General features: G+C 60.7%; 15 protein-coding genes. 4 read left to right on the forward strand and 11 right to left on the reverse strand.

Annotated features, from left to right (window positions below):
* The first annotated feature begins 41 nt into the window (after positions 1-41).
* Entirely contained in the window at positions 42-2,447 is a 2,406-nt protein-coding gene (locus B5D49_RS10410; protein ID WP_144019421.1) for a tetratricopeptide repeat protein, read from the forward strand.
* An 88-nt stretch (positions 2,448-2,535) separates the two neighbouring features.
* Here the strand turns inward: B5D49_RS10410 and B5D49_RS10415 are convergent, their stop codons facing one another.
* Positions 2,536-4,164 (reverse strand): DEAD/DEAH box helicase, encoded by a 1,629-nt coding sequence (locus tag B5D49_RS10415; RefSeq protein WP_078717635.1) that lies wholly within the window; start codon positions 4,162-4,164, stop codon positions 2,536-2,538.
* Between the two features lie 179 nt (positions 4,165-4,343).
* Here B5D49_RS10415 and B5D49_RS10420 point away from each other — a divergent pair, with 179 nt between their 5' ends.
* Positions 4,344-5,210, forward strand: coding sequence for a transporter substrate-binding domain-containing protein (locus B5D49_RS10420; protein ID WP_078717636.1), 867 nt, complete (start codon positions 4,344-4,346; stop codon positions 5,208-5,210).
* A 189-nt stretch (positions 5,211-5,399) separates the two neighbouring features.
* Here B5D49_RS10420 and B5D49_RS10425 read toward each other — a convergent pair whose 3' ends face one another.
* The 6 genes from B5D49_RS10425 to B5D49_RS10450 form a co-directional block, all read right to left on the reverse strand.
* Positions 5,400-5,774, reverse strand: a complete 375-nt coding sequence (locus B5D49_RS10425) for a response regulator (RefSeq protein ID WP_078717637.1) — start codon at positions 5,772-5,774, stop codon at positions 5,400-5,402.
* Between the two features lie 210 nt (positions 5,775-5,984).
* On the reverse strand, positions 5,985-7,715 hold the full coding sequence (locus B5D49_RS10430) for a phosphoenolpyruvate carboxykinase (ATP) (protein WP_078717638.1): 1,731 nt from the start codon (positions 7,713-7,715) through the stop codon (positions 5,985-5,987).
* 67 nt (positions 7,716-7,782) lie between these two features.
* Positions 7,783-8,910, reverse strand: a complete 1,128-nt coding sequence (locus B5D49_RS10435) for a sodium ion-translocating decarboxylase subunit beta (RefSeq protein WP_078717639.1) — start codon at positions 8,908-8,910, stop codon at positions 7,783-7,785.
* Position 8,911: 1 nt separating this feature from the next.
* Positions 8,912-9,265 (reverse strand): OadG family transporter subunit, encoded by a 354-nt coding sequence (locus tag B5D49_RS10440; RefSeq protein WP_078717640.1) that lies wholly within the window; start codon positions 9,263-9,265, stop codon positions 8,912-8,914.
* Entirely contained in the window at positions 9,262-11,085 is a 1,824-nt protein-coding gene (locus tag B5D49_RS10445; RefSeq protein ID WP_200806794.1) for a biotin/lipoyl-containing protein, read from the reverse strand. Before B5D49_RS10445 ends, B5D49_RS10440 begins: the two co-directional genes overlap by 4 nt.
* Positions 11,086-11,099: 14 nt before the next feature.
* Positions 11,100-11,489 (reverse strand): secondary thiamine-phosphate synthase enzyme YjbQ, encoded by a 390-nt coding sequence (locus tag B5D49_RS10450; RefSeq protein WP_078717642.1) that lies wholly within the window; start codon positions 11,487-11,489, stop codon positions 11,100-11,102.
* A gap of 196 nt (positions 11,490-11,685) precedes the next feature.
* Here B5D49_RS10450 and B5D49_RS10455 point away from each other — a divergent pair, with 196 nt between their 5' ends.
* Positions 11,686-11,958, forward strand: coding sequence for a DUF2325 domain-containing protein (locus B5D49_RS10455; RefSeq protein ID WP_078717643.1), 273 nt, complete (start codon positions 11,686-11,688; stop codon positions 11,956-11,958).
* A gap of 180 nt (positions 11,959-12,138) precedes the next feature.
* Here the strand turns inward: B5D49_RS10455 and B5D49_RS10460 are convergent, their stop codons facing one another.
* The 4 genes from B5D49_RS10460 to B5D49_RS10475 form a co-directional block, all read right to left on the reverse strand.
* On the reverse strand, positions 12,139-12,378 hold the full coding sequence (locus tag B5D49_RS10460; RefSeq protein ID WP_078717644.1) for a hypothetical protein: 240 nt from the start codon (positions 12,376-12,378) through the stop codon (positions 12,139-12,141).
* A 130-nt stretch (positions 12,379-12,508) separates the two neighbouring features.
* Positions 12,509-12,736: a FeoB-associated Cys-rich membrane protein gene (locus B5D49_RS10465; protein ID WP_078717645.1), complete on the reverse strand. Its 228-nt coding sequence runs from the start codon at positions 12,734-12,736 to the stop codon at positions 12,509-12,511.
* Positions 12,733-13,803 carry an SO_0444 family Cu/Zn efflux transporter gene (locus tag B5D49_RS10470; RefSeq protein ID WP_078717646.1) on the reverse strand — a complete coding sequence of 357 codons (1,071 nt, stop codon included), beginning with the start codon at positions 13,801-13,803 and terminating at the stop codon, positions 12,733-12,735. Before B5D49_RS10470 ends, B5D49_RS10465 begins: the two co-directional genes overlap by 4 nt.
* A gap of 206 nt (positions 13,804-14,009) precedes the next feature.
* The gene (locus B5D49_RS10475) at positions 14,010-14,369 is read right to left on the reverse strand and encodes an ArsR/SmtB family transcription factor (RefSeq protein ID WP_078717647.1); all 360 of its coding nucleotides are present in this window, start codon (positions 14,367-14,369) and stop codon (positions 14,010-14,012) included.
* A 305-nt stretch (positions 14,370-14,674) separates the two neighbouring features.
* On the opposite strand from B5D49_RS10475, the gene B5D49_RS10480 reads away from it, so the two are divergent.
* The gene (locus B5D49_RS10480) at positions 14,675-15,112 is read left to right on the forward strand and encodes a hypothetical protein (RefSeq protein ID WP_078717648.1); all 438 of its coding nucleotides are present in this window, start codon (positions 14,675-14,677) and stop codon (positions 15,110-15,112) included.
* The last annotated feature ends 129 nt before the right edge of the window (positions 15,113-15,241 follow it).

Here is a 15,241-nt window from a genome sequence, read left to right on the forward strand (position 1 = left end):
GGTTGTTTTTTTCACGCAAGCCCAAGGGAAGCAAAGGGAACATGCGGAATATCGTGGTGTTGGCGGCCATGGCCGTGTTGCTGGCAGTGGTGGCGGGATGCGGCAGTCCCGAAGAGCGTCGGGATGAATTCTACGATAGCGCCAGGCAGCTGTATGAACAGGAGCGCTACAGCGAGGCCCGTGTGCAGGCTCGCAACGCCATCAAGGTAGACGAGGAATTCGCTGCCGGCGAATTGCTCCTGGGGCGCATAAATATGAAACTCGAAAACTGGCGCGGCGCGTTCAACAATTTCCTGCATGCCGTTGAAAAGGATCCGACCTTACAGGAGGCCCGGGTGGAATTGGCCCGGTTGAACCTCATGAACAACGATCTGGACGCGGCCCAGCGATTGGTGGACGAGGTGCTGGCGCAGGAGCCGGAGAATGCCGAAGCCGCGTTGCTCGCCGCGGTGACGTTGTCCCGCCGGGGCGAAATGGACGCGGCCGTGACCAAGGCCGAGGCGCTTTTGGAACAAGCGCCTGAGATGGAAGATGCCTGGGCGTTTTTGGCCCTGCTGCGTCTCCAGGCCGGGGAGAATGACGAATCCGTGCGAATTTTGCGCGAAGCATTGCAGCGATTGCCGGAAAGTCGAAACCTGCATCTCCAGCTGGGCGGCACCCTGACCCGCATGAACCGCATGGACGAAGCGGGCAAGGTGTATGAGGCATTGGCGGCGAAGGAAACCGAGGGTGCGGAAATGCGCCGGTTGCTCGGTGATTTTTATCTCAAAGCCGGGCGCATGGACGACGCTGTTTCCGTGGCCCGGGATTTGGTGCAGGCATTCCCCGACGAGGCTTCGCATCGTTTGACTCTTGCGGGTATGTACCGTGCGCGCAAGGATACGGCGGCCGAAGAGCAGGCGCTGCTGGATGGAATCCAGGCGGTGGAGGACGACGGACAGCTTCGGCTGGCCTTCATCGACCTGCTGCGGCGCGAAGGGCGGTTGGATGAGGCTGTGGAGCAGGCTCGGGATTTGGCTGGTCCGCTCCCGTCCGAAGAGGAACGTGCGGAGTCCCTGCCCGATGAAACCGCGCTGGCGGCCCGGCGGGCTTTGGCCGACATTCACATTTCCCGCTTGGATTACGACCGTGCGCAATCCGTGCTGGACGAAATTTTCCTGCTCCAGCCCAAGGATTTGGAAGCCAAGGTGCTCCAGGCGCGTATTGCCATGGCCCGCGGGGATCACGAAAAAGCCGTGAGCCTTTATCGCGAGGTGCTGCGCGACCAGCCGGACAGTCTGCCTGTCTATAGCCTCATGGCCCAGGCGCATCTGGCCGCGGATCAGCCCGGGCTGGCGCGTCAGGCGTTGGAACAGGCTCTGGACCAGGATCGGGGCTATGCTCCGGCGCGGCGCGCGCTGGTGAGTCTGTTCCTGGCGGAAAAGCGTTATGGTGAAGCCCTGGCCCAACTGCGCAACGCCTTGAAGCAGGAACCGGACAACCCCGCGATCCAAAGTGCCATTGGCGACGTGTTTGTGTTCCAGGGCAAGCCCGGTGCGGCCGAGATCGAATATCGCAAATTGTTGGACAATCCACGTACTGCGGGATTCGGTGCCTTCAAGATCGGCCAGCTGGAAATGAACCGCGGACGCTATGATAAGGCGCTGGAATATTTCCGGGCGCTGCATGATGCCGACCCGGCGAACTTTATGGCTGCGGAAGCGGTTGTGGCCGCGTACCTGGCCAAGGGCGATGTTGCCGGAGCATTGGACTTTTCGTCCGGCCTGAAGCAGACCCTGGACGGTGCGGGAGCGTATCAGCTCATGGCGCGCATTGAAGCGGCCCGGGGGAATTTCGACCGTGCCGAACAGCTCTTTATGGAAGGCGGACAGGCCAACCCCGAATTCAATCCCTATCCGCGCATCGGGGGCATGTATCTGGCCGCGGGCCGGACCGATCTGGCGGAAAAGCGCTTCCGCGAAGCCCTGGAAAAGCAACCCGGGGACGCGGGCAGCGCCTTTGTATTGGCCATGATGTTGCAGGAACGGGGCGACATGGCGGAAGCCGAGGCGCTGTACCGACAGGTCTTGGAGGAACGGCCTGACTTTACGCCCGCGCAGAACAATCTCGCCTACCTCTATGCCGAACACTCCACGGACCAGAACAAGTTGACCGACGCCCTGGAACTGGCTCTGCGTGCTGCACGGCGCGGCACCCCTGAGGCGCTGGACACGCTCGGCTGGGTCTACCACAAGAGCGGGGATCCGCAGCAGGCGCTTTCCACCCTGATGCGTGCTTTGGACATGAAGAGTGATCATCCGGCGGTGCTCTACCATCTGGCCGAGGTGCATTCGGCGTTGGGCAACATCGAACAGGCCCGGGGCTATGCGGAACGTTCCCTGGAAGTGGATCCGGACGGAGCGACCGCAGCGCAGGCCAAGGCGCTGTTGGAGCGGCTCGGCTCCTAGCGTTCGGCTTGCACGGCCATACAGGAAAAACAACCGCCCCCGCACGGAATGACCGTGCGGGGGCGGTTTGCTTGGTTGAGTGGGGGGATTAGGACGACTGTCCTTGCGATCCGCCATCTCCCGAAGGCTTTTTCTTGCGGCGGCGACGCCGTTTTTTCTTGGCGGGCTGGTCGCCGGTTGCGGCGTTCTGGCCCGTGGCCGGGGTTTCCTTCCTGGGCGGTCTGTCGTCGGGGCGGCCATCCCGAGGCGAGCCTTTTTTCCCGCCGCGTGGTCCACCGGGCTTGCGACGCTGGGCGCCACGGGCCTTGCGGCCCTCATCCTGGCGTTCCGGAGCGGGAAAGTTCCGGGCATGGACATTTTCGTGATAAAATTCGTCCAGCAGGGTGGCGATGATAGCGGGACCGTCTTCGGTGGCGGCCAGTTCTTTGGCCAATGGCAGGAACCGGCTCATACGTTCGCGGGAAATGGGCAGCAGGGAGCGAACCTTGGTTTCCAGCAGGGTGGTGGCCCGCTGCGCCAGCACGGCGCGAACGTCCTCGTCGTCGGGCAGGGGACGTTTTTCCAATTCAATGCTGTACTGTGTGGCAATGCGCTTGAGTTCGAGCTTTTGGATTACGTCCACCAGCGAGAGCACTTCCCCTGCGGCTCCGGCCCGGCCCGTGCGTCCGGCCCGATGGATGTAGGATTCATGGTCTTCCGGCGGTTCGTAGAGCACCACGTGGGAGAGGTCGGGAATATCGATGCCCCGGGCGGCCACGTCCGTGGCCACGAGAAAACGCAGGGTTCCGGAACGGACCCGGCTGAGAATTTTTTCCCGTTTGGCCTGGCTCAGGTCCGAGGAGAGCGCGTCCGCGTCGTAACCGAACTGGCGGAGCACTTCGGAAATGTAGTGGCAGTTGGCCTTGGTATTGCAAAAGATAATGGCCGAGGCAGGGTTTTCCACCTCGATGATGCGCATGAGGGCGCGGTCTTTGCCCATGGCCGGCATTTCATAATACACGTGGTTCACTTCGGCCACGTGGACCTGCTTGCCGGAAAGACTGATGAAAAGTTGGTCCTGGAGGAATTCCTCGGCCAGCCGGAGCACCAGGGGCGGGAACGTGGCCGAGAACATCAGCGAGTTGATGCGCCGGTGGGGCAGGTGCCGCTGGACCTGTTTCATGTCCGGGTAAAAACCGATGGAAAGCATTCGATCGGCTTCGTCAAAGATCAGTGTTTCCAGGTGGTCCAGGGAGAGAGACCCCTTGATCAGATGGTCCAGGACGCGGCCCGGAGTGCCCACCACCAGATGGGCGCCTTGCTTGAAGCCTTCGATTTGCTCGCCGTAGCCCACGCCGCCGTAGACGGCCACCGTGCGCAGTGTGCCGCCGGAGAGCATTTCCGCTTCGTGGGCAACCTGCTTGGCCAGCTCGCGAGTGGGCAAGAGAACCAGGGCTTGGCAATGGTTTTTTTCCGGGTCGATGCGCTCGATGAGCGGCAGGACAAAGGCGCCTGTTTTTCCGCTCCCGGTGCGGGCCTGCACCATGGTGTCGCGCCGTTGGAGCATGTAGGGGATGGACTTGGACTGGACGGGCATGAGCCGGTCCCAGCCGGCGCGTTCACAGGCGGCGCGCATGGCCTCGGGAAGTTGGTCAAAGGAAATTTCGGGCAGTGCCTCTTCGGGGGAGACTTCCGCCGGGCCTTCAGACTCTCGTTGGATATATTTTGATCTTGTCATGTCGCTTGTTGGTTGGAGGAGCGCCCAGTTGGGAAAGGCGCATACGGCCCATCACTATACCGGACGCATGCAATCGATACAAGCCGAGGCGATTCAGGTCAACCTGTCCTTGACAGACGTGTGGGGCAAAGGCATCAATGAATTGGAATACCATGCTATTCGAAATGTAAGGAGTTGCCGTGCGCAGCCGTTTGTATCCCTTACTGCTGGTTTTGCTGGTGGGGTTTTCCGCTGTCCCGGCCTGGGCCGGGGAACCCGTGTACTGGTCTTATGTCTCCTTCCCTCCGCACATTGTGGTGCAGGAGCACGGCAAGCTTTCGGGCAGCCTTATCGCGTTGCAACGCGAGTTGGAACGGGAGCTGGCCGAATATGAGCATGTGGCGGTGGAAGCGCCATTGTCGCGTGCCTTGTTGGGAGCGACACGGGGAGATCGCTACTGCATGGCCGGGGTGTTCCGTCGTCCCGAGCGGGAGAAGGTTCTGCTGTTTTCCTCTCCTTCCCGCATTACCGGACCGTTTGTGGCCGTGACTCTACGCGGCGGCCTGGATGCCTGGAAAAATGAAGAGGGGCATGTTTCGTTGCGGGAGTTGTTGGCGGATCACACGTTGATAACCGGCCGGATCGCGGACATGAGCTACGGTCCGGAAGTGGATAGGATTTTCGATAAATGTGCAGATGAAGAAAACATCATTAATATGTATGAGTTGGGTACGCTGGAGCGTCCTCTGCGACTGTTGGTTTCCGGCCGGGTTGCCTACATGGTGCTTAGCCCGGACCAAGCCTGGTACGTGATCCGTACCCAGGGCTTGGAAGAGGCGTTGGAGCTGGTGCCGCTGGTGGAGGCGCGAACCTGGCAGACCGGGCATACGGCTTGCACCCGCAGCCATTGGGGCCGTGCTGTCATGCCCCGCCTGGAGGCTGCGCTGCAGAGATTGCGGAAAAATGGACGACTCAAGGCGATTTGCCGCAAGGATGTGCCGCCGTCGATGCTTGCGGATTTTGATGCGGCCTGGGACCAGATCATGGGACCGTATATGGAGCATTGAGGCACGTTGCCTTGCTTGGCTCGCGGGGCCGCCGGATCAGTGCGGAGTGAAAAAAAGCAGCTCTTCAACGGTGTGTACCGTGGGGGAGCTGTCGTGTTTTGCTGTGCGGCTGCATTGATTGAGCTGCGTGGGAGGCGATTGGGGAGCGTTGTGTGGTAGAGAGCGCGTTCAGACACGGTCGGCCGTGGGTCAATTGTCCAGATTGAGGCAACGGGCGATGCTTTCTTCCAGATCCTCCTGCACCAGGGGTTTGGCCAGAAAACGGGAGGCGCCGAGCTGGAGCAGGGAGGCGATGTCCCCGATGCCCACCACCGCGGACATGATGATGACGGGCAGGTCGCGAAGTTCTGAATCGCCGCGCAGGGTTTGAATGAGCTGTCGTCCATCCATTTCCGGCATCATGATGTCGGTGATGAGAAGATCGAAACCGTTTTCCGCCTTGAGGGCGTCGTAGGCATGTTTGCCGTTGGGACTGACAAAGGCGGCGTATCCGAGGGATTCCACGACGGTTTTCGCGAGCCGTTGGGAAATGCGGTCATCCTCGGCAATCAGAATACGCTTCATGCGGAGCCTCCGGGGTATACATTGGTGTATACCACAAAGACCCCGCATGGAGCAATATTTCCGCTTTCAGGCTGGGCGATTGCCAAGAGGTGTTGCGGCGCGTTGCAATGCAATACATACGTCCGTTCGTGGCGTTTTGATTTGCATTATTTCCTGCGGCGCATGGTTCGAAAATATGGAATCGCCCTTGGTGTCCCTTCCGCGGAACGGCTATGAAGTTTGCAAGGATCGCAGGAGCTTATCCAGGAGTTCGGGTTTGTCCTGCAGGTCCGAATTCTCGATGAATTCCCGGCGCTGATTGATGCGGTCGCGCAGGGTTTCAAGATATTGCTCGTAGTTATCCACGTTGCGATGATCATAGCGGTCGTAGAAACCGGGCAGGAGTTTGTCCACACTTTCCTTGGTGGGGATTTGCGCTCCGGCGAGCAGCGGCCAGTCCTCCCACTCCAGCTGGTCCGTGAGGATGGCGGTCTGGAGGGTCAGGGAACTTTGCAGGGGAATGGCGGTCACGTCTTCGGCCGAAGTCTTCCAGAATCCGCTGGAGTTGAACATGTAGCCGGAAGCGCCGTTTTCAAATACGTCGGTAAAGGCTTCCACGTCCTTCCACAGTTCATAGACCCGGAACGGGTTGGCATACGGCACGAATACCAGCTTTTTCAGTTCTTCCTCGGAGACGTTTTCCGCCACGTTGCGCCTTGTCATCAGGGATGCACCCATGGCCACGGCGAGCTGCACGTCCGAGAACCGCATCAGCGGGGGCATGGTGGTGTCTTTGGTGAGCCAGCAAAGCGTGGAGGGGAAGCTGCAACGGTTCACGTATTTGCCCAGCAGGGAGCGGTCCAGCAGGCAGCGGCCGTTGCCGTTACGCAAGTCCTGGCCCACGGGCAGGTTTTTGCCGTCCACCATGATCTGGCCGTGGTTCATGACGGAAATGACGTAGTCCCAGTCCGGATGGCCGATGGGCCGGGAGTCGGTCTTGTCGAACAGCGTGGGTTCCCAGACGCGGCAGATTTTTTCTTTGATGTCGATCTGGAAGGCGTCGTCGTGCAGCACCACTTTGTCAAAGCCCTTGGGCATGGTGCCGCCGTTGTTGGACGAGTTGGTGTGGGAGCTTTTTCCCGTACCGGAGAGACCGAAGAAGGCGATGGAGCGTTTGCCCAGCCCTTTGCAGGCGTGGTCTTCGCAGCCGCTGAAATCGATTTCCTTGATGCCGCCGTGACAAGCCGCCATGCCCAGGCGCATGCCCGAGGTCCAGGCCAGCGTAAGGGTACCCTTTTTGCGTTCGCCAAAGTAGCGCATGCCGAAGTTGAAGATCACGTTGGCGTTCACGTCCACGAGGGCGAGTTGGGGGAAGCCCTGATTGTGGTAGAACGGATCGTTGTTGCGCCATTCATTGTCTGCGATGACGATGATGTCCTGGATGGGCAGCTTGGGGCTTTGCTCGTACTGCTCGGCCAGCTCTTCGTAGGGGGTGAAGTTTACCAGCCAGTTGAAGATGTTGGCGGCGTCGTCCTCGGTACCCACGATGGTGGCCTTGATCATCAGGTCGCGGTCCAGACCGATGATGGCGTGGGCTTTGATCAGGGGGCGGCGTTGCAGATCCGAAATGGCTTCCATCAGGTCGCCCGAGACCTTGCGACGTTCCGGATCATTCAGCGCATGCCAAAAGCGGCGTGCCTTGGCTGTGCGGCCGATGATTTTGCCGTGTACGTTGTTGAGCACCTTGGCGCCCTTGGGCAGGCCTAGCCGTTGCGCGGCCGGGGGGTATATTTCCAGATCCGTTTCCTGCACGTCCCACTGTTTGCGGGCCAGCTCATAGGCTTCGGCCGGGGTTACAGTGCGGATCTTGTGATCCAGCACCAGGGTATCCGCGATGGTCCGCAGGGGGGGCAGTTCCTTGATGTTGTCTTTGTAGAATTCGTAACTGGATTGACTCGACATTCGTCCGCTCCTTTCCGGTCCTCTCTCTATTGTTACGACTCCGTAACCATGTGCGGAGTCACATAGCCTATTTTGCCAGCACTGACCACAGTATCCCGGCGGCCACCGCCGATCCCACCACTCCGGCCACGTTGGGGGCCATGGCGTGCATCAGCAGGTGGTTGGACGGATCGTCGTCCCGCCCTACAGATTCCACCACGCGGGCCGAATCCGGCACAGCGGAAACGCCTGCCGCCCCCACCAGGGGATTGATTTTTTCTTTGAGAAACAGGTTCATGGTTTTGGCGAACAGTACGCCGGCGGCCGTGGCCACCACAAAGGACGCCGCTCCCAGCCCGAAAATAAGCAGGCTTTGCGGCGTGAGAAATGTTTTGGCCTGGGTGCTCGCGCCTACGGAAAAGCCCAGCAGGATGGTGACCACGTCCACCAGGGCCGTGCGCGCCGTGGCTGCCAGGCGTTCCGTAACCAGGCTCTCCTTGAGCAGGTTGCCGAAAAACAGCATGCCCATGAGTGGGATGGCTCCCGGAGCGATAAGCGCGGTGATCAGAAAGCCGCCGATGGGGAAGAGAATTTTTTCCCGTTTGGAAACCGTCCGAGGAGGGCGCATGCGGATGCGTCGTTCCGCTTTTGTGGTCAGCAGCCGCATGACCGGCGGTTGCAATACCGGAACCAGGGCCATGTACGAATAGGCGGAAATGGCAATGGCCCCGAGCAGGTGGGGAGCCAGTTTGGCGGAAAGAAAAATGGCCGTGGGACCGTCCGCCCCGCCGATGATGGCGATGCTGCCCGCCTCGGACGCGGGAAAGCCCAACCAGAGGGCGCCCAGCAGGGTCAGGAAAATGCCTGCCTGGGCCGCCGCGCCCAGCAGCACCAGTTTGGGGCTGGAGAGCATGGTGGAAAAATCGGTCATGGCGCCGATGCCCAGAAAGATCAACGGCGGAAAAATGCCCTCGCGCACGCCGTAATAGATGTAGGAAAGCACGGAACCGGGATCATAGACCGAAAGAGGCATGCCCCCGGGCGAAGGGATGTTGCCCACCACAATGCCGAATCCGATGGGCAACAGCAGGAGCGGTTCATAATCCTTGACAATGGCCAGGCCCATGAACAGGCAGCCCGCGACGATCATGACCGCATTGCCCCAGGTGAGTCCGGCAAAGCCGGTGGACGAGAGAAATGCGGCCAGCACGTCCATGCTAGTTCTCCGCAGTTCGTTTATTGGTGGTCATGCCCAGGTGACGGGCGACGGAAGGGTCGTGGCGGAGCACGGCCGCGGCAGCCAGGGCGGCCAGGGTTTCACCCGCAGGGGCCGAGCCGGTTCGGGCTACCTGCACGCGGGGCTGCGGTTCGGGGTGGGACGTTTTCCGGGGTGTTTCCGGCAGGAGCCGGTCCCAGAGCCGGAGCGCCCGGGGAAGGATCGTGATGAACAAACTGATGCTCACCAGAGCAAAAAAGACCACGGCCATTCCCGTGATGGCCAGGAGCGGCCCGCCGGCGTCCAGAACGGCGTTCCAGCCCGTCGGGGTCAATGATGCGGCGGCAACGGTCATTGCATCGGCTCCACGCGGGCCAGCTCGTCCCCTTCGGCCACCTGTCCGCCCAGATCCACGGCAAGTCCGGCCAGTCGGCCAGCCGCCGGGGAACGAACCTCCACTTCCATTTTCATGGCTTCCAGCACCACCAGGGGCTGATCCTTGACCACGGAGTCGCCCACCTTGGCGTCCACGCGCACCACGGTGCCGGGCATGGGGGCGGAAACAGCCAGCCCGGAGGAGGAATCCCCGGCGGAGCGGCGTGGTTCCGTATCCGAGGAACGGGACGGCCCGTCCGCAACCGAGACATCGAACTCCACCCCGTCCACGGTGAACCGGCCTTTTTGCACGGTTACATCGTGGGCGGTGCCATTGATCCGCACCTGGTAGCGGCCAAAGTCGCGGTTTGCGGTCGCGGGTTGTTCCTGCATGTCCTTTTTCCAACGGATGCCGAGTTTGGCCCGGCCGTTGAGGAATGCGATGCCTTTTTCCTTGCAGGTTGCCGCGATGAAGAGATTTTCCTCTGTTTCGGCAATGTGGGCGGCCTGTAGTCGTTTCCGGGCTGCCTCCAGTCCTTTGGACGGGTCGGCGTCGTTCAGCTCCCGGGGCGTTTGGTCCGTGGGTTCCAGATTGAGTTGGGACGCGGCCAGACGGACCACCTCGGGATCGGGCGGCACGGGCGTGCGTCCGAAATAGCCCAGGACCATCTTGCCGAAGCCGTCGGCAATGCGGGTCCAGGGACCGAACATGACGTTGTTGAAGGCTTGTTGGAAATAGAATTGCGAGACCGGGGTCACGGACGTACCGAATCCGCCCCGGCGCACCACCTCGCCCATGGCCGCGATGATTTCCGGATACTTGTGCATGATGCCGTTGTCGCGGAGCATTTGCGTATTGGCGGTGAGCGCGCCGCCGGGCATGGGGCTGAAGGGCAGGGTCGGTTCCACGCTGGTGGCCTCGGGCGGCAGGAAGTAGGCGCTCATGCAGTCGCGGAAGATTTCCTCGGTCTCCAGAATCTTGTCGATGTCCACGCCCAGATCATACGGTTTGCCGCGCAGGGCGTGCCAGAGCGTGACCACATCGGGCTGGCAGGTGCCGCCGGAAACCGGGGACAGGGAGAGATCCACGCTGTCCGCGCCTGCTTCGATGGCGGCTAGGTAGCAGGCAATGGAAATGCCCGCGGTCTCGTGGGTGTGAAAATGCAGATTGGTCTCGGACGGGAGCATGGCCCGGGCGCGTTTGATGGTCTCGTGCACCTTGGCCGGGGTGGACGTGCCGGAGGCATCCTTGAAGCAAACCGAGTCAAACGGGATGTCCGCATCCAGGATACGGCGCAGAACCATCTCGTAAAAGTCGGGGTCGTGCGCGCCCTTGCTGCCCGGGGGCAGTTCCATCATGCTTATGCTGATCTGGTGGCGCAGGCCGTGGTTATGAATGCAGCGGCCGGAATAGTCCAGGTTGTCCACATCGTTGAGGGCGTCGAAATTGCGGATGGACGTGATGCCGTGCCGGGCAAAGAGCTTGGCGTGCAGGTCGATGACGTCCGAGGATTGGGATTCCAGCCCTACCACGTTCACGCCCCGGGCCAGGGTCTGGAGGTCCGCGTCCGGGCCTGCGGCCTCGCGGAACGCGTCCATCATGTTGAACGCATCTTCATTGCAATAGAAATACAGCGCCTGGAATCGTGCGCCCCCACCGGCCTCGAACCAGTCGATGCCCGCTTCGGCAGCAGCGCGAACCGCAGGCAGGAAGTCGTTCGTGCGGACCCGCGCACCGTACACGGACTGGAACCCGTCGCGAAATGCGGTACACATGAATCGGATACGTTTCCTGCCCACGATGCGCTCCTCCCTCAAGCCTTGAACTTGACCCAGACTTCGCGCGGGCGCGGCCCGTCGAATTCACAGAAGAAGACCCCCTGCCAGGATCCCAGCAGCAGGCACCCCTGCTCCACGAGTATCTGCACGCTTTGGCCCACCATGATGGATTTGAGGTGAGCGTCGGGATTGCCAGGGTGGATATAGCCTGCGTCTCTGGGGAGCAGTCGCGAAAGATTGCGCAGCAGGTCGGTTCCCACGGCGGGATCGTTGCCTTCGGAGAGCACCACGGCGGCGCTGGTGTGGGGACAAAACAACGTGAGCACTCCGTCATGCCAACCACGTTGAGATACCAACCCCTGCGTCGGGGTGGTAATATTGACCATTTGCTCCCTGGAGGAGGTATCGACCAAGAGTCTGTCCATTTGTCGGGACGTTCCGGTGGTTGTGTTGGCTTGTGCCCCGCGCGGCCCACGATGCCGTATGAACCGCCACGGTTTTTTCTTTGTACATAAGGGCTGAAGATTGGGCAACCAATGGGTTGACAGTGAGGATGATTTTCATTATCAAATAGTCACGACAAGGGGAACCATTAAACGATTTAACCTGATGGAGGCGGATATGTGCGCGGCTTTGATTGGCGGAATGGACCGATTGAAAAGGGAATACATTGATACGGCCAAGCGCGGCGGTGTCAAACTCAAGGTATTTACCGGCAAGGAGAACAAGTTCGCGAACCAGATCGGTAGTTGCGGTCTGGTGATTGTGTTCACCAACAAGGTCTCCCACAAGGCCCGCAAGGAAGTTACCGCCCACGCCAAGGCGAACAATATTCCCGTGAAGATGCTGCACTCCTGTGGGATCTCCACCCTGCGCAAAGCGTTGCAGGCGTGATTATTTTTTTGCAACACCCTGCTTCTTTTTGATGAACTGATTCGGTACGGCAATCCGAGGCATTGCCGAAAAGGTTCCACTTCCTTCGCAACGTGGTTGCGTGTGGAGTGGAACCTTTTTTTTGCGGTGTCGGTCTCCGGGATCGGCAGCGCTCTTCCCCCGGCTCGGCAGCGGTTCGGTTCAGGAGTGTTTTTCCGAATCGGCGGGCGAGGCGGGTTTTGCGGCAGGGCAGTTACCCTGAGCGCGCTTGGCCACCGGGCATCCGGCGCACCCGGAGTCGGGAGCCTGTGCATCATCACCGCACCCGCACCCAAAGGGGACGTCCTCTCCGCGATCCTTGTCGTTGAAGTGTTTGGTTATGATGAAGAGCAGCACCAGCCCGAGCACCAGTCCCAAACCGAACAGATCGTTCCAATCCATGGCGTATCCTCACTGCGCGTTCGTGTTGTCTGTTCCGCAGAGGCATACCCTGCTTCTGGTCGGTTGCGAACAGGCTTAGTCCGCAACGGCCCGGGGGTGCCGGTCCGGGCCATTGCAACGGGCAGCAGACCTAATGTGGAGCATCGTCCTTTGCTGAGGGGCAGCTCCTGCAATCGGACCGGGAGTCGTCTTTCGCATCGTAGGGGGAAAGCCCGGGCTGGGCGCTGGGGCATCCGCCGCAGCCCCCCGAGCATCCGCATCCTGTGGAATCGTTTTTGGCGTTGCGGACGGCACGGCGCAACAGATAGAGGGCGGCCGCGGCCACGATGACGATAACGGCGATGGTGTCGAAGCTCATGAGGATTCTCCTGTGGTGTGTGTATGGGAATTTTTGCAGTGCCGCAGGATGGGCCGGATCAGGAGGACACCAAGAATCAGGGCGGCGGTCCAGTGAACCGGTCCGTGGGATTCGTGGCTGATGGCCTGGGCCCAATCCGTTACGGAAAGCCCGAGAGCGGCGTACAGTTCATTCACGGCCAACCCCAGCAGCAGGGAGCTGATCAGGATGGCGGCAAGGTAGATGAGGGCGGCCTTCTTGCCGATGATTTTTGAAACCATGGCAAAGGAGGCCAGGTTGGTGGCGGGACCGGCCAAAAGAAAGACCAGGGCCGCGCCCGGGGACAGTCCCTTGAGGGCCAAAGCCGCCACAATGGGGGTGGAAGAGGTGGCGCAGACGTAGAGCGGTGCCGCCACGACCAAGGCCGCGAGCAGCGGCAGCAGGCCGTCACCGAGGTATTGCTCGATGATGCCCTGGGGCAGCAGGGCGGTAAGCGCTCCGGCGAGGAGCACGCCAAGCACGAACCAACCGCCGATGTCGGGCAGCAGATCGGTGAAGGCGAATTCCAGCCCGTCCCGGAAGCGTTGCATGAGACCGGGGCGATCTGTTTGGCAGGAACCGGAGCAACATCCGTCCGAGCATTGGGGAGCTGGTGGCTTTTGGGGTACGGTTTGGTCGCGGTCCAGGAGATTGACGCCCAATCCTGCCAGGGTCGCAGTGAGCAGGGCGGCCAGGGGGCGCAGCACGGTCATGACCGGGTCGAGCAATGCCCAGGTGATGGCAAGAGAGTCCACACCGGTTTCCGGGGTGGAGATAAGAAAGGCTGCGGTAGACCCCTTGCCGGCACCCTGGCGGCGGAGTCCGGCAGCGGCCGGTGCCACTCCGCAGCTGCACAGCGGAATGGGGGCGCCCAGCAGCGAGGCCTTGAACACTCCGAAAATGCGGGAACCGCCCAGGTGTCTGGCCACCAGATCCCCTGGTAAAAAAGCCTTGAGCATGCCCGCTGCCAGGAATCCAAAAAGCATATAGGGCGCGGATTCAAGAAATACGTCCCAGGAGGCGGCCAGGATGGCGACGATCAGTTCCATGGTGAATCTCCTTTTCCACACCGCACCCGAGCGAAGCGGAACCGTTTTGTGGTCAAACGCGCTGATCTGGGCGCAGCGTCGGACTGTCGGTTCAGGGTGAGGTACATTGTCTTCGTCTCCGTTTTGGGCCGCTGTTTGTTGCAGCGCCCAAGGAATTTTTCGACGCTACGCATGATCATGTGTTCAGATATGCGGACATAAAAAAATCATCCATGCCGTACATGGTCCAGTCCTTCGGCAATCAAGGCACGGACATGATCGTCGTCCAGACAGTAGAACACCACCTTTCCCTGCTTGCGGTAGCGCACAAGGCGGGCAGCGCGCAGCACACGCAACTGGTGGGACACGGCGGAAGGACTCATACCCAGCAGCGTGGCCAGGTCGCAGACGCAAAGTTCCCCGGGGAAAAGTGCGCGCAAAATACGAACCCGCGTCGGATCTCCCAAAATTTTAAAGAGTTCGGCAAGGCCGATGACTTCCTTTTCCGGGAGCATTTCGCGCTGCGCCGCTGCCACGGCCTGGGCGTGGACGCAATTGACGGTGCAGACATCGTTTGGTTTCTTCATGGCGACCTCTCGTATGAATACTTGCTCATCTGTGCTGACATTGTCAAGGGGGGGTTGCCTCACCGGGACGAAGCGGATATGGTTCGCCTTCGTGTTCAGCCACAGGGCCGACACCCCCTGTCCGACTGTTGAAAGATCCGCTGCCACGTCGCTCTGACGGAGCCTTTGCCGTGCGGCTTGCCGCACGGTGTGGCGTTTTGTCCGACGCGGACGCGGATTCGGCCCGGGCAGGCTTTTTTGTTATCTGTCGCGGGGACGTGGTCCCTGCTTTTTTTTGCAATACCTATCTATAATGGGGATAACCGATGACCGTGGAAAAAACATATCAGGCGGGCGACGCCATCGAGTCCAAATGCAATCGGTGCAAGGACGTGCGCATGCACGTTGTCGTGGCCATGGACGGCGGAGAAATCGTCAAGGTGCAGTGCAAGACCTGCGGAAGTTTGCACAAGCACCCCAAAGCCAAGAAGACCACGGCCAAACGTCCTCGCGGTTCCCGTGCCGTGGCCAAGACTGTCAAGGCGCTGAAGAACGCCGCCGAACAGGTGCAGGATTGGGAAAACGCTCTGAACGGAAAGGACATGGGTTCCGCCAAGCCGTTCGGTTCGGAAGGGTCCGCCGTGGTGGGCGGTCTCATTGACCATCCCAAGTTCGGGGTGGGCGTGGTTCAGAAGCTGGTGCCGCCGAACAAGATGGAAGTGCTTTTCCGCAACGGTCCCAAGCTGATGGTGCAGACCATGTAGCGGGACGCTGACATGCGGCGACCAACGCCGATACGACCCCCCTTTGCCGAACGGCCGAGGGGGGTTGCGTTTTTGGGGCGGATGAAATGTGTTGCTGGGGGAATGGGGCAAATGTCAGGTGCGCATGCA

Origin of the sequence: Paucidesulfovibrio gracilis DSM 16080 (assembly GCF_900167125.1) — a bacterium.
Lineage (GTDB): Bacteria > Desulfobacterota > Desulfovibrionia > Desulfovibrionales > Desulfovibrionaceae > Paucidesulfovibrio > Paucidesulfovibrio gracilis.